Source organism: Polaromonas sp. JS666, from assembly GCF_000013865.1.
Taxonomy (GTDB): domain Bacteria; phylum Pseudomonadota; class Gammaproteobacteria; order Burkholderiales; family Burkholderiaceae_C; genus Polaromonas.
This window is the reverse complement of record NC_007948.1, coordinates 145,006-166,495: the sequence shown is the minus strand read 5'-3', so window position 1 is coordinate 166,495 and position 21,490 is coordinate 145,006. Positions and strand designations below refer to the sequence as shown.

Here is a 21,490-nt window from a genome sequence, read left to right as displayed (position 1 = left end):
CAGCCCGCTCAAGGCCGGGGATATGCGAGCGTGAAACAGAAGCTGGCACCCTGGCCAATGGCCGACTGGGCCCAGATTTGCCCGCCATGGCGCACGATGATTCTGCGGATGTTGGCCAGGCCCACCCCCACACCGGGAAAATCCACCTGCGAGTGCAGGCGCTGGAAGCTGCGAAACAGCTTGCCGGCGTGTGCCATCTCGAAACCGACCCCGTTGTCCCTGACCTCATAGACGGTCTGGGCGACCTCACCCACCGCCACCTCGCGCACGCCAAAGCTGATTTCGGTGCAGCTCTGCCGCGAGGTGAATTTCCAGGCGTTGCCCAACAGCTCTTCCATGACCAGCCGGAGCAGCATGGGATCGGCCTGCACCACCAGGTTGCCCTCGATGCAGATGCTGGCCACGCGTCTGCTGTCTTGCTGCTGCAGGTTGTCCATCACGCTGCGCGCAATGGCGCTGAGGTCCACCGCCTGCGGACGCAACTGCACGCGCGACAGGTTGGCCAGCGCGAGCAGGGCCTCGGTCAACTCACCCGCCTGCTGGACGCCAGCCTTGATGCGCGCGAGGTAATGTTTGCCATGCGGGTCTGTCACCATGCGTTCGAGCAAACCGCTGAAGCCGCCAATGGCAATGATGGGCTGGCGCAGGTCATGCGCCACCGAATGGGCAAACTCCTGCAAATCCCGGTTGGACGCTTCCAGCTGCGCGGTACGCCGCTTGACCCGCTGCTCCAGCTCGGTATTGAGTTCCGTGATGCGCGCCTCCGAGCGCTTGCGCACGGTGATGTCGCGCAAAACAATGTTGGCGCAGGCCTGATTGCCCTGGTCGAGGTACATCGATGATGACAGTTCGCACTCGAAATAGGAACCGTCACTGCGCAGCATCCGGAGTTCGCCGTAAGCTTTGCCTTCGCGCTGGCGCTCCTCCAGCAACGGCTCCAGGCGCGCGTCGCCGGGGTCGACCAGGCCGTGCCGGCCACGCTGCCGCAGTTCGTCCAGGCTCATGCCAAACAGCTCGCAGGCGGCCGGGTTGGCATGCAGCACCTGTCCATCGGGCCGGGTCTGCAAAATGCCGTCCAGGCTGGTCTCATAGAGCTGACGGAAATGTTCCTCGCTGTTGCGCAGAGCCAGCTGGGCCATCTGGCGCTCGGTGATGTCCATCAGGGTGCCCGCCATCAGGGCGGGCCTGCGGCGATCGGTCCACGCCGAGACCCGGCCCCGCACCAACACCCAGACCCAGCGGCCATCCTTGTGGCGCATGCGCGCCTCGAAGTCATAGTAGGAGGTCTGCCCGGCAAAATGCTGCTCCAGCAACGCATCGGAACGTGCCAGGTCATCGGGGTGCGACTGGCCGCGCCAGGTCTGGATGCTGACCGGTTGCAACTCGCCCAGCGTGTAGCCGATGATTCCGGCCCAGCGCTCGTCCAGGCGGATCTCGCCGGTCTGCACATTCCACTCCCAGGTTCCGACATTGGTACCTTCCACCATGCTGAGCAGACGCTGCTGCTCATGGGCCAGGCTGAGGGTCATGCGCTGGGCCGCAGCCAGGGCTCGCGCCCGGCTGCTGCCAAGCAGCCAGATGCAGATCGCCAGCAACAGGCTCAGCGCTGCGCCGCCCAGGCCCAGCAGGGCCGGCAAGGGGCTCGCGGCTTGCGCCTCGAAAGCGGCTGTCGAGCTGACATGCAGCGTGAGGGTGCGCCCACCGGCTGAAATGGCACGTGACGCGTGAAGCAGGCGGTCGGCATAGTGCGCCGGGCCAATCTCGCCCCTGACGGCGGCCAGGTGCCCGTCAAAGTCATAAATCAGCTGATCCGCCGTGGCCCTGGCACCGTCAAAGAGTTCGAAGTCCGCCTGCCCCTGCACAGCCGCAACCGCACCACTCATGACCTCGCCCACCGCCAGAGGCGCAAACAGCAACCCCACCAGGGCCGCGCGGCGTTGCGCCGGCGTGGAGGGGTCGGTGCCGGTGCGGAAAACCGGCAGCAGGTAGACAAACCCGCGCTCCTGCCGGGACGCTCCCGACAACATGACCGCTTTGCTCAGTGTCGGCATGCCGGTGGCGAGGGCTCCTTCGATGGCTTCGCGACGCACAGCGTCGGCGCCCAGGTCCTCACCGAGCAAGGGGTGGTTGTCGGCCTCCGGCTCGATGTATTTCACCACGTAAAGGTCGGGTGCACTGCCGGCCGCATTGACAGAAAAGGCGGGTGCGCCATCGCCCCGTTCCGCGCTGACGAAGCGGCCCAGGTCATCACGCAGCATCCATGCCAGGAAGCCGTAGCCGCGCACACCGGGGAAATCGCGCTGCAGCTGCAGGGACTCCACGTAGGCACGGAATTCAGCACGCTCTACCGAATGGCTGGCCGCATAGACACCGGCGGCGCCCCGCAGGCCCACCAAGGGCGCGTTCAGGCGATTTTCCACATCGGACTGGAGACGGTCCACCTGGCGACCAAAGCGCGCCCTGGCTTCGGCCTGGATGCTGTCATGCACCCAGAACGCGCCCAGCCCGGTGAACACCAGCCCCACCGCCAGTGCCAGCCCCGCCATGCCCGCGGCAGCGCGCTGGCGGTTGATGGAGGGCGGTTCAGCGGGCACTACCTGCCGGCTCATGGCAGGACGACAACCGGTCGCGAAAGAGGCACATGGGAGGTCACGTCGGTAGCCGGCGCATGACAGGGCCACACCGCCCGCATCTCGGGCCGAGGCGCGGATGCGGGCTGAAGCCGCAAGAGTTTCCTGTGTGATGCAATGTTCATGGCTTCAAGCGCAGTGCCCCCATCGAATCTTTCCCAACATGAAAATAGCCCCCACCTGCGGGACAGCAGTGACGCCCGAAAGGTCACGCAAGAAAGGTTATGCAATGTCAGGCGAATCGGGCGCTGGCACAGCTGCACAGGCGTGGTTACCGACTGCTCAACCCCTCGAAACAGGTGCCCACCACCAGCTCGACGATCTCCGCGTCGCTGTGCTGTCCACCGGCCTTCAGAAACTCCAGCACCGGGTCGCAGGCCCGCGCATAGAGCGTGTAGAGCACCAGAATGGGGGGCAAGGCCGGGTTCAGACTGCCATCCTGCTGCGCCTGTTCAATCCAGCCGCCGATCTGGTCGCTGATCACCATCAACCCGTCAAGATAGGCCTTGTTGGCCATCAGCGCCGCACGCAGGCTGGAGTTCTGGCTGGGCAGGGAGGGCATCTCGCCGGCCAGCCGCATCTGCATCATCCAGCGCACCACGGCCTTGAGCTGCTCGATCGGCCGCGCGTCGGCGGCCAGCCCGGCCAGAAACGTCCGGGCATGCCCCAACACCCGCACCATGGCGGCCGCCGCGAGGTCTTCCTTGCTGGAAAAGTGCTTGTAAAGACTGGCCTTGGCAATACCGACTTCGGCGGCAACCTCGTCAACCGTCATCAGGTCGAAGCCTTTTTCGGCCAGCAGGCGATTGGTGGCCTGGACAATCGCCTCCTCGCGCGCCTGCAACATCTGCACCTTGAAGGAAACCCTGGCCGGGCCGGCTTTGAGCGCACTGATTTTTGCAGCGGCAGGTACGGCACGGTTGACGGTGACGGAGCTACGGGGGGGCATGGCGCATTTTAGGCCACAAGCCGGACGCGCCAGATGTTTGGTGAACCTGTTGAGCACGGCGCTACCCAGCGGTATTCACACTTTGTTCCAATTGTTGATTTGCGCAAAGCCTGCGTTTGGATGTAAGTTGCACTCAGGGATGGATCGAGGTCCAGGGCAGCATTCATTTTTTGCGCGGGACTGACTCCCCCAGGGAGCGCGTCATGAAAAACACAACGTCATACCTTGGCGCCTGGCTTGGAGCAGCAAGCCTGGCCTTTGCTTTTGCGCTTGTGGCACCCAACGAATCCAGCGTGATGGGCCGCTTGCCGGCCTTCATGACGCATACGCTGCTGCAGCAACCCGTAGCAGTGCCGGATGGGCTACCCTCTGAGCGCACGCTGGCGCTGATCACCTTCCAGCGGGACCAGCGCGGCCAGGCTGAGAGCTGGATCCAGGGACTCAATTTGCAGAACGACCCGTCCATTGCCTGGATGCGCATGCCCGTTCTCCATGACCCTGGAACGCCGACAGGCCGCAGTGCGATTGAAAACAAGTTGCGGCAGCACTACACCGCCGATACCGAGCGGGCCCGGCTGGTGCCGGTGTTCACCGACCGTGCCAGCTTCGTGCGGGCCGCAGGCCTGAATGGCGTAGAGCAGGCCTATGCCGTGGTCATCAACCGCCAGGGAGACGTACTGGCCAGGGTCGAGGGACAGTTTGATCCCGACAAGGCCCAGACCCTGCGTGAGACGCTGCTGACGCATGGCCTTTAACTTTGAGCCCCCTGCGGCGCCGGCCGCGGGCCCGTCCGCTCAAAGTCGCGCAGCGCCCAGCGTGAAGTAAAACGTGGCGCCGCGGCCAAGGGCGGCCTCGCCCCAGACCCTGCCGCCATGGCGCGCAATAATTCGCTGCACCGTGGTCAGGCCGATGCCGGTTCCCGAAAATTCGGACGGCGAATGCAGCCGCTGGAAGGCACCGAACAGTTTTTCGGAATACGCCATGTCAAAACCCGCGCCGTTGTCGCGTACGAAGTAAACCGTTTCGCTGCCAGGGCCCGCCTGCTGGCCGAAGGTGATCTCGGTACGGGCCGTCCCGGCGCTGAATTTCCAGGCATTGCCCAGCAGATTCTCGAGCACCTGCTGGAGCAGCCGCGGATCGCCCTGAGCCGCCAGGCCCGGATCGACTTGCAGCTGCGCCACCCTGCCGGGCTCCCTGTCCCGTTGGCGGGCCAGCACGTCCAGAGCGAGGGCGCTGAGGTCCACCGTCTCCCATCGCAGGCTCGCGCGCGAGACCTGGGCCAGTGACAGCATGGCGTCTATCAGTTCGCCCATTTGTGAAACACCGGCACGAATGCGCGACAGGTAGTGCCGGCTGCGATCCGCCTGCGGACCACTGACTGTTTTGGCCAGCGCCTTGTCGAGCAGATCGCTGAACCCGTCAATGGCACTGAGCGGGGTGCGCAGGTCATGCGAGACCGAATAGGAAAAGGATTCCAGCTGCTTGTTGGCAAACTCCAGCTGCGCGGTGCGCTGCTGCACGCGCTCTTCGAGGCTGGTATTGAGACGCAGGATTTCTTCATGCGCCCGCTTGCGCTCGCGGATGTCGGTGTTGATGCCCAGCACGCCGTTGACCTGGCCGTGCTCATCGCGCACCACAGTCCAGCGCGCCTCGATATACACGGTGGAGCCATCGCGCGCCACCTGCTCCAGCTCGCCGGTCCACTCGCCATGGTTGGCCAGAGTCCGGTTCATCGCGCTGATGAGCACTTGCGGGCTGCGGTACATGAACTCGTCCATGGTCTTGCCCAGCACCTCTTCGGCGGTCCAGCCGTACAGCCGCTCCGCGCCCTTGTTCCAGTAACGCAGGGTTCTGTCAAGGTTGCGCACCATGATGGCGTCCTGCGCCCGGTCAAGCAGCGAAGCCTGTTCGCGCATCTTGGCGGCAGTCTGGCGCACCAACTCCTCGCTGCGGCGACGCTCCAGCCGGGCGCGCAGGCTGACAATGCCAAAGGCCAGGTTGTCGGCGAGCTCCTGCAAGAGACTGACTTCCCCGGCGACAAAATGCTGCACCTCTGCGGCATACAGGCACAGCACACCAAAACCGCGCCGCCCGTCGTCGCGCAAGGGCAAGCAGATGGCACTTCGGTAGCCGCGCTGCAGGGCCGCCTCCTGCCAGAAAAAATGGTTGCTGGCAGCGGCGATGTCCCCGGTCTGCTGTGGCTGCCCGCTGCGAATGGCCTGGCCAGCCGGACCCTGACCCGTCGCATCGTCCTCCTGCCAGCTGACATTGACCATCGCCAGGTAGCCGGCCTCTTCGCCGGCATGAGCCATCGGCTCAATGCTGCGCGCCTCATCGTCCCGGGCATACCCCACCCAGGCCATGCGGTAGCTGCCCACCTCGACGGCCACGCGGCAAACCTCGGCCAGCAGGCTGGCCTCGTCGTCGATCCGGTTCAGCGCCACACTGGAGCGGCTGAGCATCTGCATCGCACGGTTGGTGCTGTCCAGCGCCCGGTCGGCGAGCTTGCGGTCGGTGATGTCGCGTGCCGTGCCCACCACGCGCTCGAGCTCACCTGCGGCATTGAACACCGGGTAAGCGTTATCGCGTATCCAGCGCGTCTGGCCATCCGGGGAGATGATGCGGTACTCGAGATCACAAACCTTTCCGGCCGCTGTGAGCTCATCAGCCATCTCCAGCACGGGCCGGTCTTCGGGCAGAACCGCACCGCGATAGGACTTGGGATCGGCGTAGAGGCTCTCGCAGCTAAGCCCCCAGATCCGCTCATAACCCGGGCTGACATACAACATGCGGCCGGTGCGGGCGTCGCGGTTGTAAAACACATCCTGGATGTTGTCCGCCAGTTCACGAAAACGCGCTTCGCTGCTCACCAGCGCAGCCTGCGCACGGGTGTGTTCCAGGGCGATGCGCGCCAGCCGGATGCCGGTTTCCAGCAGCTCCAGGTCCTTGTCCCGCGGCTTGCAGGGCGTCCGGTGGTACACGGCAAACGTGGCCAGCACCTCGCCCTCCCCCGAGATCACCGGCGTTGACCAGCAGGCCTGCAGGCCGTAGGTCCTGGCCACCTCGCGGAAGTCCTTCATCAGGGGATCGGTCGCGATGTCTTCAACAATCACCGCTTGCTTCAGGAAAGCAGCGGTGCCACAGGCGCCGGCGCCCTGGCCAACCGGAAGCCCGTCGATCAGCCGCATAAAGCTCTCCGGCAGGCCGGCCGCAGCCCCATGGTGCAACTGCTGGCCCTCCACCAGCAGGATGGAGCACAGACCGCCGGCCACCCGGCCTTCGATGAGCCGCACAATGGCTTCGAGCGACTGCGACAGGGGGGCGCCGCTGGCTATCAGCGCCAGCACCTCCCGCTGGCCACGGAAAAAACTTTCCGCAGCCTTCAGGTCGGTGACGTCATTGAACACCGCCACAGCGCCCACCAGTTGATTGTCGTGGTCCCGCAGCGGCCTGGCGCTGACCCTCAGGACACGGTCTTCAAAGCCGGGTTTGCGAAACAGCACATCCCGGTTATCGACCGTAGCGCCGCGCAGGGCCTGCGTTAGCGGCCGGTCCACAGAGGCGTAGACCGTTTCGCCGTCGAGCGCCAGCAATTCGTGATCACGGCGCCACTCATCGAGCGGGGAGCCCAACTCGGCGGCCGAAAAAAGCTTGCCCACCGTGTCGTTGAACAGCAGGAAGCGTCCCCCGGTATCGACCGCCACCACGCCCTCGCTCATGCTGTTAATGATGAGGTCGAGCAAGGCGCGCTCCTTGTCCACCCGGCCCAATGCAGCACCTACTTCGTCCTGGCGCGCCTGCAGGGACTCGGCCATGCGGTTAAAGGATGAACCGATTTCGCCGAATTCGCCCCGGTGCAGCGGGCCGAGCCTGACGCGCGCCGCCAGGTTGCCGCCGGCAATCTCGTTGGCGGTTGTCAAAATTGCGGCGGCCGGTTTGACAATCGAGCGCCCGCCCAGCCACCATGCGCAGCCCATGCCAAAAGCCGTCATGCCCAACAGGGCCAGCAGGTTGATGAGGAGTGTCTTCTGCGGACCCGCGGTAATGACGTCACGCGGTGCGCTGATCGCCAGGAACAAACCGTCACCCCCCGTGCCACCGACCGGCGCGTACGCATAGACGCGCCCCACGCCGTTCGCATCCACCGCTTCGCGTATTCCTGAGCGCTGGGCCTGTGCGGCTTCCAGCACCACGGCATCGCGCTCGGGGGTGCCCTGCAAGCCCGCTCCAGCCGGATGCATCGCCACGATGGTGCCGCGCCTGTCCATCAGCCGCAGCTGGGCGCCGTCAAGAACCGGGCCTGCTGCCAGGGCCTGCGCCATCTTGCCGACATCCAAAGCGGCAAACGCAACGCCATTGAGCATGCCCTCGCTGCTGTAGACCGGCACGGCGAAGCTGATCCCGGGGCGCCCGCTGGCGCGCCCCGTGCTGTATTCACCCACCGAGAACTTGCGGCCGGCCAGCACCTGCTGGAAGAAGGGCCGGTCGCCCGCATACACATCAAAGCCGGAATCCATCGCATGGCAGGAGACCTTGCCATCAAGGCCCACGACGCCGAGGTTGGCGTAAGCCGCATCCTGCGATTGCAGGTTTTTGAGGTACTGCACGCACAGCCGGTTTCGCGTGTCCTTGACCGACGGCCCGCTGGCGATGTCGCCGAGCAACTGCGCGACCCGATCCACCAGACGCTGCTGGTGCGCCGCGGCCAGCAGCACGTCGGACTGCAACCTGGACCGCGCCAGCTCAAGCGCCGTTTGCTGGTTTTTGGCGGCCGTACAGGCAAACAGGCCAAATACCGGTACCAGCGCAATCAGCGCCAGCCACACCAGACGAAAACGAAGCCCTCCCCAACTCAGCATCCCGGTTCCTTGTGCCTTTCGCTGCGATGCAGCGCCATGCACGCATCTTGCCCGAGTGTGCGGAAAGCGATGATGTTTGTAAATAGGCTCGGCCGCGGGCTGCGGCTCGCGGGCTTGCAGGTGCGCGCGGGCGGCTACTGCTTGCGCTGCACAAACAGGTTGCGCTTGGCATCCTCGGGGTAGGCAAACGTGACTGCGCCATTTTTCACCATGCCCATCACCAGCATGTTCTGCGTGGTGGCGTCTTTGTCCTGCTTGCTGAAAGGCTGGTCATAGGTAGCCACCACGCCGTAATAGGTGCGGCTCTTGCTTTCAAGGGCGGCCTTGATGGCAGGGCCGCTGAGGTTGCCGTCGCGTATGCCGAACAGCGAGTAGATCAGGAGGTAGACGGCGTCATAGCCCTGCGCAGCCGCCATGGGCACCGGAATTTTCCTGACATTGAATTTGCGGGCGTAACTGGTCAGAAAAGAAGCGCGTCGCTCGTTGCTGGGCTCGGCAATGAATGTCTGCGCCATCAGTGCGCCATCGGCCGCATCCTTTCCGCCATCGATGAAAAACGGAAATGACAAGGTCCATGCGCCCACTTGCGGCACCTTCCAGTTCAGGGCCTGGCGGCCATGCGCGATCACGGCGTTCTCCGGTCCCACGGTATAGCTGAACACCACGTTGGCGCCCGCCGCTTTGGCGGCCTTCAATTCTTCGCCGAGGTCCTTCACGCCCAGCGCAAAACGGGCGACATAAACGGGCTTGAGGTTTTTGGCGGCCAACGCCTTTTCCACATCCTGCAGGCCGGCTTCGCCATACCCGGTGGTGTCGGCAAACACCGCCACCCTGTTCCAGCCGCGCTTGAGGATGTCCTCCACGACGAACGGGGCCTGGATGCTGTCGCTGGCCGACGTGCGAAAGATATAGCTCTCCGCTGCGGGGTATTTCGCCGTGAGCGGCGAGCCGGTGGCGCACGGAATGATCAGTGGCAGCTTGTTGGCCTGGTAGACCTCCAGCGACTTGGCGGCCACGCCGGTATTGCAAAAGCCAAGGGTTACAGACACTTTTTCGGCGACCAGTTCCTGCGACATTTTCAGGCCCACATCGGGGTTGGCCTTGTCGTCCTTGCGCACAATCTCCAGCTTGCGGCCCAGGTAGCCGCCCACCGCATTGATCTCGTCCACAGCCTGCTGGATGCCGTTGAGCATGGGCACGCCGAAGTCGGATGACGCACCGGTGAAGGGACCTATCACGCCAATCTTGAGCGTGTTGGCGGCCGGGGACGGAGGTGCCGCCGCAGCGGAAACCCCCTGGGCTGCCGCCGGCAGCGCGGTGCCCAGCGCCACGATGGCGGCAACGGCACCGGCAACGCCGAAGCCGGCAAGACGTGAGTTGATGAACATGTTGTGTCTCCTGTAGCCATGCAGGATAGGTGGCGCCGGGCGCGGGGACGCACCAGACTTTCCCCTAAAAAAGGGACAGGCGTCAGCGAGCCGTCAGCCTCCGGGCCGGCAGCGGGGAACGGCTCTCGGTTGCATGCAGGCTGGCGGCTGTCGCCCGGCGCGTCAAGGCACCAGCGACAGGGCCGCCGCCTGCCGCAGTGCCGCGGTGAGCGCATCCAGCACCTCGGACTCCAGATTCCAGCAATGCCAGTACAGCTGGATCGGCAGTGTGCAGGTCGGCAGCACATTGACCAGCAGACCCTGATCAATCAGCCCTTGCGCCAGCAGCCGCGGTACCACGCTGGCGCCCCAACCGGCCAGCACCGCACGCACCTGGCCTTCCGACGACGGCACAAACAGCTGATTGAGCGTGACACGCTTGAGCCCGAAGGCCTTGCCGACAAACTCGCTCTGCATGTCGTCCTTGCGGTTGAACGCCACGAAGGGGATGTCGCGAAAATTGTGGGCGGTCAGCGTCGCATGGGCCAGCCGGTCCCGCGCAAATTCCGGTGCGGCCACGGCGACATATTCCATGGCGCCCAGAGAGACCACCTTGCAGCCGCGCAGGGCCTGCCTGAGTGTGGTGACGCAACCCAGCACCTGGCCTTCGCGCAGCCATTCCTGGGTGAAGTCCTGGTCGTCCGCGATGATTTCCATGGGCAGGCCCTGCTGCGCCAGGTCGGTCAGCGCCTGCATGGCCCAGGTGGCAATGCTGTCGGCGTTGATGGCGATCGAGATGCGCTCTTCCTCGCGCGCGCCGCCCAGCCAGCTCGGCGCCAGCTCCTTGAGGTCGCGCTCCAGGTCGGCGCGCAGCAGACGCAGCATCTTGGTGTGCTTGAGCAGCAGCTGGCCCGCGGAGGTCGGCTTGAGCGGCCGGCTGCGCACGATCAGCACGGTGCCGACCTGCGCCTCCAGCGCGCGCAGACGCTGCGACACCGCCGACTGCGTGATCGACAGGCGCTGGGCTGCGCGTTCAAAACCACCCTCTTCCACAATCGCCGCCAGGCACTCCAGCGCATCGGGGTCAAACGTACTCATGGGAGCTTCCTCAGTATTAGCTGTTCTGATGTTTTCACTAAGAGTTTAATTTTTCTTTTAATTGAAAGCAACATCCTGCACACTCGAATGCACGGAAAGGAACGGTCATGAAAGTTGTTGTTTTGGGCGCAGGAATTATTGGCGTGAGCACCGCCTGGCACCTGCTGGAACGCGGCCATGACGTGACCGTGGTGGACCGGCAGGCCGATGCGGCGCTGGAAACCAGTTTCGCCAACGCCGCGCAGATTTCCGTGAGCTATTGCGAGCCCTGGGCCAACCGGGATGCGCCGCTGAAGGCGCTGAAGTGGATGTTCCGCAATGATGCTCCGCTGCTGTTCCGTCCCAAGCTGGACATCCATCAATGGCGCTGGGGCCTGCAATTTCTGGCCCAGTGCAATGACGCCGCCTTTGAACGCAACGTGCAGCAGCTGGTGGCGCTGGGCGCCTACAGCCACGCCGCCCTGAAGGAAGTGGTGAACGCCACCGGCATTGAATACAAGCGGCTGGAGCGCGGCATCGCGCATTACTACACCGACCAGAAATCCTTTGACACCGCCGGCGACGCCGCTGTGCTGATGCAGAAATACGGCGTGGCGCGGCGCGTGGTGAGCACGGCCGAGTTGCTCGCCATCGAGCCGGCCTTCCAGGCTTTTGCACACCGCATCGTGGGCGGCACCTACACCGCCAGCGACGAAAGCGGCGATGCCCGCATGTTCACCCAGGCCCTGGCCCGGCGCTGCGCCGACCGGGGTGTCCGCTTCCTCTACGGCCACGACATTGACCACCTCGAAAAGGCCGGTGGCGCGATCGAATCGGTCGCGGTTCGCGCCCGTACGGAAAACGGAAAACGCGAAAATATTGTTCGCCTCAAGGCCGATGAGGTGGTGGCGGCCTGCGGCTCTTACACGGCGCCGCTGCTGCGCACGGTCGGCGTCGATCTGCCCATCTACCCGGGCAAGGGCTACAGCGCCACGTTCAAGCTGCTCAAGCCGGAGCTGGCTCCTTTCGTCAGCACCATTGATGACGAAGTCAAGTGCGCGATGAGCCGGCTGGGCGACCACCTACGCGTCGCCGGCACCATCGAAGTGGGTGGTTACAACCTGTCGCTGGACACGCCGCTGGCCAAGGCCCGCTGCAAGATGCTGGCCGACCGCATTGAACAGGTGCTGCCCGGCGTCTGCGACACCCGGTTGGCGGATCAAGGCGGCGAGCCGAATTTCTGGACCGGCCTGCGCCCGGCCACGCCGACCAACATCCCCTATATCGGCAGGACCAGGGTCGGCCGTTTGTGGGTGAATGCCGGCCACGGCACGCTGGGCTGGACGCATGGCGCGGGCTCGGGCAAGGCGATCGCCGAACTGATCAGCGGCGAGGTCCCGGCGATGGATTTCGGGTTCTATGGATTTGCCCGCCCGAGCGAGCCGCAAAGGGCTCTGGCGACTTAGGGCCTGTCAACAGGAACAAGCCCCAACGCCCTGGGGCGGCCCGTGCGGACATGGCGTGTCATGCCGCATGCTGGTCCAGCAGCTGTTGCGCCCAGGCACGCAGCGCCTCGCGCAAGGCAGGCGGCTCCTGAATTTCGAATGCAAACGGCAGCCGTGCCAGCTGCCGCGCAAACCAGGGCACATGGTCGGTCTGGCTATGCAGCAACACCCCCTCTTCACTCGGCTGGAACACGCCGATGCTTTCGGGAAGCGCCTGTTGCGCGCACTGCAAATCCGCGTGCAACAACACCCGGACCGTGATTGCCCGCGGCATGGTGGCCAGGCCCAGCGCCAGGTGCTGCACCGCATTGAAATCCGCCGGCGGCGTGAACACCGCATTGAGCGGCTGGACCTGCTGCACGCGGTCCAGCCGGAATGAGCGCAGCCCCCCACGCAGGTGGCACAGGCCGACGACGTACCAGCGTCCACCACGGTAGGCCAGGCCGTAGGGATCAAAGTCCCGCTCGGTCACCACGCCGTCGGCCGACTGGTAGCTCAGGTGCACGCGCTGCCAGCCATGGGCGGCCGCACTAAGGGCCAGCAGCGCCGTGTTGTCGCCGGGCGCGACCGCCCGGGTGAGGTCCAGCGTCACCGTCTCGCCCAGGGCCCGGATCCGGTTTTTCAGCTTGCCGGGCATCACGCGTTCGAGCTTGGCCTGCGCACTTTGCACGGCAGGCGCCGCTTCGGCCAACCCGAGCCCGCGAGCGGCCACCAAGCCGATCGACAGCGCCAGCGCCTCGTCGTCCGTGAACATCATGGGCGGCAATTTGAAGCCGGCGACAAGGCTGTAGCAGCCATAACGACCGCGCTCCGCCACCACCGGAATGCCTAGGCTCTCGAGCTTGGCGATGTAGCGGCGCAGCGTGCGCCCATCCACCTCCAGCCGCCGGGCCAGCTCGGCGCCGCTCAGCCGGCCGTGGGCCTGCAGCAATTCCAACACCGTGAGCACGCGTGTGGTCGGAGAGTACATGGTCAAAAAGTCTACTCCGTAATTAGGACTGAAATCGCCCTATTACTTCTTTAGACTGGATTTTTACGGTGCTTCACGACCAGCACTGCTCACCCACTCCTCACTGCTTCTTTCGGAAAAATCACCATGATGACAACCGCCAATCCCGCTCAGGCCGCGCAACCCATCCAGCTCACCGATGGACGCCACGACTTCAATTTCATCACCGGGCGCTGGCTGGTCAGCAACCAGCGGTTGCTCAAACGCTTGCAGGGCTGCACCGAATGGGAAAGTTTTGAAGCCGTTCAGGATGGCGCCTTGCTGCTGGGTGGCCTGGGCAACATGAACGACCTGATGGTGGAGGGACAAGGCGTGATCGGCATGGCCCTGCGCTTTTTCAACCCGCAAACGCGGCAGTGGAGCATTTACTGGGTGAGCCGCAGCGACGGCTTGCTGCAGCCGCCTGTGGTCGGCGCCTTTGCCAAGGGCATCGGCCGCTTTGAAGGCACCGACACGCACGAGGGCCGGCCGGTCCGGGTGCGCTTTCTGTGGTCGGAGATCACGCCGGGCAGGGCCCGCTGGGAGCAGGCCTTCTCGGACGATGGCGGACGCCACTGGGAAGCCAACTGGGTGATGACCCTGACCCGGCCTGCCTACTACGCAGCCCATTACTGAATTGCTGATGAATTACTGATGAATTGCTGCGCTGCTGAAAAAGAAAGGGCACGTCACCCATGGACCACTTCTCCCATCTCTGGCTGTTTTTCCTGATGGTACTGGGCATCATCGTCCTGCCCGGCATGGACATGGCGTTTGTGATGGCCAGCTCGCTGACCGGCGGGCGCAGGTCAGGCCTCTTCGCGGTCAGCGGCATTGTGGCCGGCGGCATTTGCCATGTGGTGGCCGGCGTGCTGGGACTGGGCCTGTTGCTGCAACTCGTTCCCGGCATGGTTCACGTCATGCTGCTGGCGGGAAGCGCCTATATCGCGTGGATAGGCTGGTCATTGATTCAAAGCACCTCCGTCTTTGGTGATTTGCCCGCCGTCCATTCGCGCTCACCATGGCGCACCTTTCGGCAGGCAGCACTCACCTGCCTGCTCAATCCCAAAGCCTATTTGTTCATGCTGGCCATCTTTCCGCAATTCCTGCGGCTTGAGTACGGCTCGCTGTGGCTACAGGCGATCGCGCTGGGGCTGATCATTGCGATCACGCAAACCGGGGTGTATGGCTCGCTGGCGCTGGCGGCCGGCGGCACGCGCCGGTGGCTGGCCAGCCGCCCCGCGGCCAGCGTTGCCCTGGCGCGCGCAGTTGGCGCCATGCTGATGCTGAGCGCGGCCTTCACCGCCTGGCAGGGCTGGCGCCAGCTGTGACCGTGCCGAGGGTGTTCAGGCGGGCGCGCCTGGCGGCCCCTTTAGCTCCACGGTATTGCCTTCGGGGTCGGTGAGGTAAATCGAAGGCCCCTCGCCTTCTGCGCCGTACCTGGACTCCACCTCGCCCGCCTGCACGCCGTTGGCGGCCAGGTGCCCGCGAATGGCCACCGCATCGAAGGGCTCGACGCGAAAGCAGAAATGGTCGACGTTGCGCGCTTGCGCGCCGGGCGCCGCACCACCGGCCCGCCCCAGCTTGCCGTCCACCGGCACCAGATCCACCAGCGAGCGCCCGGCGCGCAGCTGCACCAGGCCGATGTCGTCCTGCCGGCGTTCAACGGTGCAGCCCAGCACGCCCGTGTAAAACCCGAGCATGCGCTGCAGGTCAATGACCCGAAGAACGATGTGATCAATCTCGCGGATATGGATCATGAAAAGCCCAGAAAACCAAAGAAAACCCAAAGAAGACCTGACTACCGATCACAGTCATTCTGGCACGCACGGCCGGCCATGGCTTCATGCTTCGGCAACGTGGCTTTTTCCTACAGCCGGTAGCTTGTCGGGCTGACAGCGCCGCAACAACAGGGCGCTCAAACTCGGACACATGTCCAGACCCAAACCGGCCGGCCGGCCCGGCGAACCTGTCGATCCATCCGCTGCCGGCAAAGGCATGCCCGGCAAATCGCCGCGCGCCCAGCGGCCGCTACCCGATCAGCCCATCACACCGGCAGACCGGTCCGTGGAGAGCAGCCTGGAGCTGCCGCATGAGCGTGACGAGGCGGTTGACATGACCGGCGAACAGACCAGCCCCCTCATCGAGCAGGCGGAGCGGGATGTGCGCAAGGGGCTGAAGGACACCAGCAAGGCGCCCGAAATGGACCGGGCCTATAAAAAGCTCAAGTCCTGAGCGGCCGCCGGCGGGCACTCCTTCAGTGCACCTCCCGCCTCTGCGCCGCCCTCCGGCGCCCGGCCTGACCCATCCACCGGGTCCGTCACTAGCTATTATTTTAATAGCATCTTAGATCCGAATCACGAGGGATAGCAGCCATTTTTAATCTGAAAAATGGCGCACTGAACCGTGCCACCCCTCCAGCGCCGGTGTCTGAAGCCCGTCCCTTGGGCGAGGCCATTGCCATCGCCGGACAGCGCATCGCGGGGGTTGGCATCGATTCCAAATGATCAAAAATTTCGCTATCATGAGTCGTTTTGTAAATTTATATACATTCAACTTCACGCCCGACCCTGATGACAACAGTTCCCGGCAACCCCTCGATGGCACAGCGCATTGCACGCGTGTTGCCGACGCTGACACGCTCGCACCGGCAGATGGCCGACTATGTGCTCGCCCACCCCTTGCAGGCCGCCACCATGCCCATCGACGAGCTGGCCGCCACGCTGGGGGTTTCGGTGGCCACCGCCAACCGGTTTGCGCGGGCGCTCGAATTTGACGGCTACCAGCAGTTCCGCGCGGCGCTGGTGCTGGGCTTTGAAACCACGCTGGCCCCGGTCGAGAAGCTGCGCAGCACGCTCGAACACCCCACCACGGTGGCGGACGTGTTCGCGAGCGCTCTGGCGGAAAACCAGCGCAACATCGATTTGACGCGGCAATCGCTCGATGCCCACAGCTGCGAGCAGGCGGTGGGCGCCATCCTGAACGCAAAACGCATTTACATCATGGGCTTTGGCGCCAGCAGCTGGCTGGGCGGGCTGTTGCAGCGCAGCCTGGACCCGTACTGCGACAACGTGCAGTTGCTGGCCAATATTGAGAGTTCCTCCCACGCCGCGCGCGTCCTGACACGCCTGCAGCCCACAGACCTGCTCATCGCCATTGCCTACCCCCGGTATTTCGCCGACACCGTGTTGCTGACGCGCCGCGCGCGCGAAGCCGGCGTGCCGGTCCTGGCGCTCACGGATCGTGTGACGTCGCCACTGGCGCCGCTGGCCACGGTGGCGCTTTATGCCCATACCGACAGCCAGTACTTTGCCAACTCCGAGGCCAGCGCACTGGCACTCATCGAAGCGTTAAGCAGCGCTGTCGCCCACAGCGCCAAGGGCTCGCTCAAGGCGGCGACGCAGCTGGCCGAGTCGGTGCTGCCCTGGCTGCACGGCAGCCACAGCGGCCGGCTGCGCGCCGTGGCCGAGGCCGCGGCGCCTGCGCCCCGCAAGGCCAACGCCAAATCGAAATCCTCAAAGGCCCCCAAGTGACACCCTCCAAGCCCCTGCCCGTCATCGCCATCCACGGTGGCGCCGGCACCATGAGCCGCAACCACATCAGCGCCGAGCAAACCGCGGCTTACCACGCTGCCCTGCAGGGCATCCTGCGGGTCGCGCAGCAATTGCTGGCCGATGGCGGCAGCGCGCTCGATGCCGTCAGCCTGGCCGTTGACCTGCTGGAAGACTGCCCGCTCTTCAATGCCGGCCATGGCTCTGTCTTCACCCATGATGAAACCCATGAGCTGGACGCTGCCGTGATGGACGGCGCCACCCTGCGCGCCGGCGCGGTGGCTTGCGTGAGCCGCGTGCGCCGCCCCTTGCGCGCCGCCCGCGCCGTGATGGAGCACAGCGAGCATGTGCTGCTGGTGGGCGCCGGCGCCGAAGCCTTCGCCGAAGGCCTGGGGATGGAGATGGTTTCGCCCGATTACTTTTCAACCGAGGCCCGCCGCGAGCAATTGCGCCGCGCCCTGTCCACCGACCAGGCCATGCTGGACCATGACGGCGCGGCCCTGGTGTTCCGTCCCTCGGCAGCCGGCGCGGCGCCGCTGGATGATGACCGCAAATTCGGCACCGTGGGCGCTGTCGCGCTCGATGCACACGGCAACCTGGCCGCCGCCACCTCCACCGGCGGCATGACCAACAAACGGCCCGGCCGCGTCGGCGACACGCCCCTGATCGGCGCCGGCACCTATGCCGACAATCGCACGGCGGCCGTCTCCTGCACCGGCACCGGCGAAATGTTCATACGCACCGTGGCGGCCTACGACCTCTGCGCGCGCATGGCCTACGGCGGCCTGTCGCTGGACGCGGCGGCGCAGCAGGTGGTGATGGACGTGCTGCCCGCCATGGGCGGCCGGGGCGGCCTGATTGCCGTCGACGTGCAGGGCAAGCTGAGCCTTCCCTTCAACACCGAAGGCATGTACCGCGGCCATGCCCGCGTCGGTGAAGCGCCGCAGACCGCGATTTTTCGCTGATCGCCATCTGCGGCACGCTCCTTGCTGTTTCCACAAACATCTCACACGCATCCACCCCAAAAGCGCACCCCAATGCAACCCACCGTGGCCGAAGCCTCTCAACCCAGCGCCCTGTACCTGCCCGACAACCGGGTTGTGGCCGTCAACGACCTGTCGGTGCGCTTCACCACCTCCGAGCGCACAGTCGATGCGGTACGCCATCTCTCCTTCCATGTGGACCGCGGCGAGACCCTGGCCATCGTCGGCGAATCAGGCTCGGGCAAATCGGTCACCTCGCTGGCGCTGATGCGCCTGGTCGAGCATGGCGGCGGCCGCATCATCAACGGCAGCATGGCGTTTCGGCGGCGCAGCGGCGAGGTGCTTGACCTAGCGCAGGCGCGCAACGCGACGCTGCGCAGCATTCGGGGCGCAGACATCGCGATGATTTTCCAGGAGCCCATGACCTCGCTCAACCCGGTGTTCACCGCCGGGGACCAGATTGCCGAATCCATCCAGGAACATCAGGGAAAAAGCGCGAGCGCCGCACGCGCCGAAGCCCTGCGCATGCTCGAACTCGTGCGCATTCCGGAGGCGCGCAATGTGCTGAGCCGCTACCCGCACCAGCTCTCGGGCGGCATGCGCCAGCGCGTGATGATCGCCATGGCGCTGTCGTGCAAACCCTCGCTGCTGATTGCCGACGAGCCCACCACGGCACTGGACGTGACCATCCAGGCGCAAATCCTGCAACTGATACGCGCGCTGCAGGACGAAATGCGCATGGGCGTGGTCTTCATCACGCACGACATGGGCGTGGTCGCCGAAGTGGCCGACCGCGTGCTGGTGATGTACCGCGGCGACAAGGTGGAAGAAGGCGCTTCGGAGGAGGTTTTTGCCCGCCCTCGCCATCCCTACACGCGCGCACTGCTGTCAGCCGTGCCACGGCTGGGCGCGATGGAAGGCACCGAACTGCCGCTCAAATTCGAGTTGCTGCGCACCGAAGAGGCCGATGCGGCACCGCGCGAGGCGGCTCAACCGCAAGACACCATCGCACCCGGCAGCGCACCGATTTTGCGGGTACAGGATCTGGTGACGCGCTTTGATGTGCGCAGCGGGCTTTTTGGCCGCGTGGCACGCCGCGTTCACGCGGTGGAAAAAGTCAGCTTCGACATCCGACCCGGCGAAACACTAGCGCTGGTCGGTGAATCGGGTTGCGGCAAGTCCACCACCGGCCGCTCGCTGCTGCGCCTGGTCGAAAGCCAGAGCGGCCTCATCGAGTTCGGTGGCCAGAACATCCGCGACCTGCCCACCAGCACGCTGCAAGGGCTGCGCCGCAATATCCAGTTTATCTTCCAGGACCCGTTTGCCTCGCTGGACCCGCGTGTCACCGTCGGCTTTTCCATCATGGAGCCGCTGCTGGTGCACAAGATCGCCAAGGGCAAGGAGGCGCAGGCGCGGGTCGACTGGCTGCTCGGCAAAGTCGGCCTGCCGGCCGAATACGCCCAGCGCTATCCGCACGAGTTCTCGGGCGGGCAGCGTCAGCGCATCGCCATTGCCCGCGCACTGGCGCTCAACCCCAAGGTGGTGATTGCCGATGAGTCGGTGTCGGCGCTCGACGTCTCGATTCAAGCCCAGATTGTCAACCTGATGCTGGACCTGCAGCGCGAGCTGGGCATCGCCTTCCTGTTCATCTCGCACGACATGGCGGTGGTCGAACGCATCAGCCACCGCGTGGCCGTGATGTACCTGGGCCAGATCGTCGAGATCGGCCCGCGCCGCGCGATTTTTGAAAACCCGCAGCACGCCTACACCCGCAAGCTGATGGCGGCCGTGCCCGTGGCCGACCCGAGCCGACGCCACTTGAGCCGCCAGTTGATGTCTGACGAGATTCCCAGCCCCCTGCGCGCCATTGGCGACGAGCCCGTCGTGCCGCCGCTGGTGGAAGTCAGCCCCGGCCATTTTGTGGCGCAGCACCGCATTGCCGGTGCGTATTGACTCGCCCATCGATCCGCTTTCCCTCCATCATTTCCCTCAACCTGAACCAGGAGTTTTCCCCATGACAGAACGTATGACACCGCTTCGACCCAAGGCCCTGGCTGCCAGCCTGCTGGCGCTGCTGGCCCTGGCCTCCACTGGCTCGGCCCTTGCCGCCAAGGACGTGGTACTGGCCATCGGCGGCCAGCCCGAAACGCTGGACCCCTACAACACCAACACCACGCTGACCACGGCAGTCACCAAGTCCTTCTACCAGGGCCTGTTCGAGTTCGACAAGGACCTCAAAATCCAGAACGTGCTGGCCGAAAGCTACACCGCCTCCAAAGACGGCCTTGTCTACACCCTCAAGCTGCGCCAGGGCGTCAAGTTCCATGACGGCACCGACTTCAATGCCGAAGCCGTCAAGGTCACGCTGGACCGGGTGCTCAACCCCGACAACAAACTGGCCCGCTTCAACCAGTTCAACCGCGTGGACAAGGTCGAGGCGATTGCACCGTACAGCGTGCGCATCACGCTCAAGGAGCCTTTTGGCCCCTTCATCAACTCGCTGGCGCACGCCTCGGCCGCGATGATCTCCCCGACGGCACTCAAAAAGTACGGCAACAAGGACATCGCCTTCAACCCGGTGGGCACCGGCCCCTTCACTTTTGTGGAGTGGAAGCAGACCGATTTCGTCAAGGTCAGGAAATTCGACGGCTACTGGAAAAAGGGCTACCCCAAGGTCGACAGCGTGACCTGGAAACCCGTGCTGGAGAACAACACACGCGCCGCCATGCTGCAGACCGGCGAAACCGACTTTGCCTTCCCGCTGCCCTACGAGCAGGCCACCGAACTGGAGAAAAACGCCAAGCTCAAGCTGGTGAGCGGCCCGTCCATCATCACGCGCTACCTCAGCTTCAACATGCAGCAAAAGCCTTTCGACAACCTCAAGGTGCGCGAAGCCATCAACTACGCCATCAACAAGGAAGCGCTCGCCAAAGTGGCCTTCGGTGGCTATGCCGTCCCGGCCGAGGGCATCGTGCCGCAAGGGGTGAAGTACGCCCACAAGATGGCGCCCTGGCCTTATGACCCGAAGAAGGCGCGCGAGCTGCTCAAGGAAGCCGGTTACGCCAACGGCTTCGAGTCGGTGCTCTGGAGCGCCTACACCACCACCACCGCGCAGAAAACCATCCAGTTCGTGCAGCAGCAGCTGGCCCAGGTGGGCATCAAGATCTCGGTGCAGTCACTCGAACCCGGCCAGCGTACCGAGTGGGTGCAAACCGCGCCGGACCCCAAAACCGCGAAAGTGCGCATGTACTACGCCGGCTGGTCTTCTTCGACCGGTGAAGCCGACTGGGCGCTGCGCCCGCTGCTGGCCACCGAAGCCTGGCCGCCCAAGCTGAACAACACCGCCTACTACAGCAACGAGAAGGTGGACGGCGCTATCGCCAAGGCCCTGAAGTCGGTCGATGACAAGGAAAAAGCCGACCTGTATCGCCAGGCACAGGAGCAGATCATGAAAGACGCGCCCTGGGCGCCGCTGGTGACGGAGAAAAACCTGTACGCCACAAGCAAGCGCCTGTCGGGCGTCTACGTGATGCCTGACGGCAACATCAATGCGGACGAGATCGCGGTCGCCGAGTAAGCAT

The 21,490-nt window shown here is 64.7% G+C and carries 16 protein-coding genes; 9 read left to right on the top strand and 7 right to left on the bottom strand.

Annotated features, from left to right (window positions below):
* Positions 1–8: 8 nt before the first annotated feature.
* Positions 9–2,609: a CHASE domain-containing protein gene (locus BPRO_RS27875; RefSeq protein WP_081430461.1), complete on the bottom strand. Its 2,601-nt coding sequence runs from the start codon at positions 2,607–2,609 to the stop codon at positions 9–11.
* Positions 2,610–2,901: 292 nt separating this feature from the next.
* A complete protein-coding gene (locus BPRO_RS00770) occupies positions 2,902–3,477 on the bottom strand; it encodes a TetR/AcrR family transcriptional regulator (protein ID WP_049764189.1) in 576 nt (191 codons plus the stop codon).
* A gap of 305 nt (positions 3,478–3,782) precedes the next feature.
* Here BPRO_RS00770 and BPRO_RS00765 point away from each other — a divergent pair, with 305 nt between their 5' ends.
* Positions 3,783–4,334, top strand: a complete 552-nt coding sequence (locus BPRO_RS00765) for a hypothetical protein (protein WP_011481127.1) — start codon at positions 3,783–3,785, stop codon at positions 4,332–4,334.
* Between the two features lie 39 nt (positions 4,335–4,373).
* Here BPRO_RS00765 and BPRO_RS00760 read toward each other — a convergent pair whose 3' ends face one another.
* The 3 genes from BPRO_RS00760 to BPRO_RS00750 form a co-directional block, all read right to left on the bottom strand.
* On the bottom strand, positions 4,374–8,438 hold the full coding sequence (locus tag BPRO_RS00760; RefSeq protein WP_011481126.1) for a PAS domain S-box protein: 4,065 nt from the start codon (positions 8,436–8,438) through the stop codon (positions 4,374–4,376).
* Between the two features lie 134 nt (positions 8,439–8,572).
* Entirely contained in the window at positions 8,573–9,826 is a 1,254-nt protein-coding gene (locus BPRO_RS00755) for an ABC transporter substrate-binding protein (RefSeq protein WP_011481125.1), read from the bottom strand.
* A 162-nt stretch (positions 9,827–9,988) separates the two neighbouring features.
* A complete protein-coding gene (locus tag BPRO_RS00750; protein WP_011481124.1) occupies positions 9,989–10,903 on the bottom strand; it encodes a LysR family transcriptional regulator ArgP in 915 nt (304 codons plus the stop codon).
* Between the two features lie 107 nt (positions 10,904–11,010).
* Here BPRO_RS00750 and BPRO_RS00745 point away from each other — a divergent pair, with 107 nt between their 5' ends.
* Positions 11,011–12,348 carry a D-amino acid dehydrogenase gene (locus tag BPRO_RS00745; protein WP_011481123.1) on the top strand — a complete coding sequence of 446 codons (1,338 nt, stop codon included), beginning with the start codon at positions 11,011–11,013 and terminating at the stop codon, positions 12,346–12,348.
* Between the two features lie 58 nt (positions 12,349–12,406).
* Here the strand turns inward: BPRO_RS00745 and BPRO_RS00740 are convergent, their stop codons facing one another.
* Positions 12,407–13,357, bottom strand: a complete 951-nt coding sequence (locus BPRO_RS00740; RefSeq protein ID WP_011481122.1) for a helix-turn-helix transcriptional regulator — start codon at positions 13,355–13,357, stop codon at positions 12,407–12,409.
* Positions 13,358–13,483: 126 nt separating this feature from the next.
* Here BPRO_RS00740 and BPRO_RS00735 point away from each other — a divergent pair, with 126 nt between their 5' ends.
* Entirely contained in the window at positions 13,484–14,011 is a 528-nt protein-coding gene (locus BPRO_RS00735) for a hypothetical protein (RefSeq protein WP_011481121.1), read from the top strand.
* A 59-nt stretch (positions 14,012–14,070) separates the two neighbouring features.
* Positions 14,071–14,706 (top strand): LysE family translocator, encoded by a 636-nt coding sequence (locus tag BPRO_RS00730; protein ID WP_011481120.1) that lies wholly within the window; start codon positions 14,071–14,073, stop codon positions 14,704–14,706.
* Positions 14,707–14,721: 15 nt separating this feature from the next.
* On the opposite strand, the gene BPRO_RS00725 is transcribed toward BPRO_RS00730, so the two are convergent.
* On the bottom strand, positions 14,722–15,135 hold the full coding sequence (locus tag BPRO_RS00725) for a VOC family protein (RefSeq protein WP_011481119.1): 414 nt from the start codon (positions 15,133–15,135) through the stop codon (positions 14,722–14,724).
* A 172-nt stretch (positions 15,136–15,307) separates the two neighbouring features.
* Here BPRO_RS00725 and BPRO_RS00720 point away from each other — a divergent pair, with 172 nt between their 5' ends.
* The 5 genes from BPRO_RS00720 to gsiB all read left to right on the top strand — a co-directional run bounded on the left by BPRO_RS00720 (position 15,308) and on the right by gsiB (position 21,486).
* Positions 15,308–15,610: a hypothetical protein gene (locus BPRO_RS00720; protein ID WP_011481118.1), complete on the top strand. Its 303-nt coding sequence runs from the start codon at positions 15,308–15,310 to the stop codon at positions 15,608–15,610.
* A 338-nt stretch (positions 15,611–15,948) separates the two neighbouring features.
* A complete protein-coding gene (locus tag BPRO_RS00715) occupies positions 15,949–16,908 on the top strand; it encodes a MurR/RpiR family transcriptional regulator (RefSeq protein ID WP_011481117.1) in 960 nt (319 codons plus the stop codon).
* Positions 16,909–16,958: 50 nt separating this feature from the next.
* Positions 16,959–17,891: an isoaspartyl peptidase/L-asparaginase family protein gene (locus BPRO_RS00710; RefSeq protein WP_049764186.1), complete on the top strand. Its 933-nt coding sequence runs from the start codon at positions 16,959–16,961 to the stop codon at positions 17,889–17,891.
* A gap of 72 nt (positions 17,892–17,963) precedes the next feature.
* Positions 17,964–19,862 (top strand): dipeptide ABC transporter ATP-binding protein, encoded by a 1,899-nt coding sequence (locus BPRO_RS00705; RefSeq protein WP_011481115.1) that lies wholly within the window; start codon positions 17,964–17,966, stop codon positions 19,860–19,862.
* 61 nt (positions 19,863–19,923) lie between these two features.
* Positions 19,924–21,486, top strand: a complete 1,563-nt coding sequence (gsiB, locus tag BPRO_RS00700; protein ID WP_011481114.1) for a glutathione ABC transporter substrate-binding protein GsiB — start codon at positions 19,924–19,926, stop codon at positions 21,484–21,486.
* Positions 21,487–21,490 lie beyond the last annotated feature (4 nt).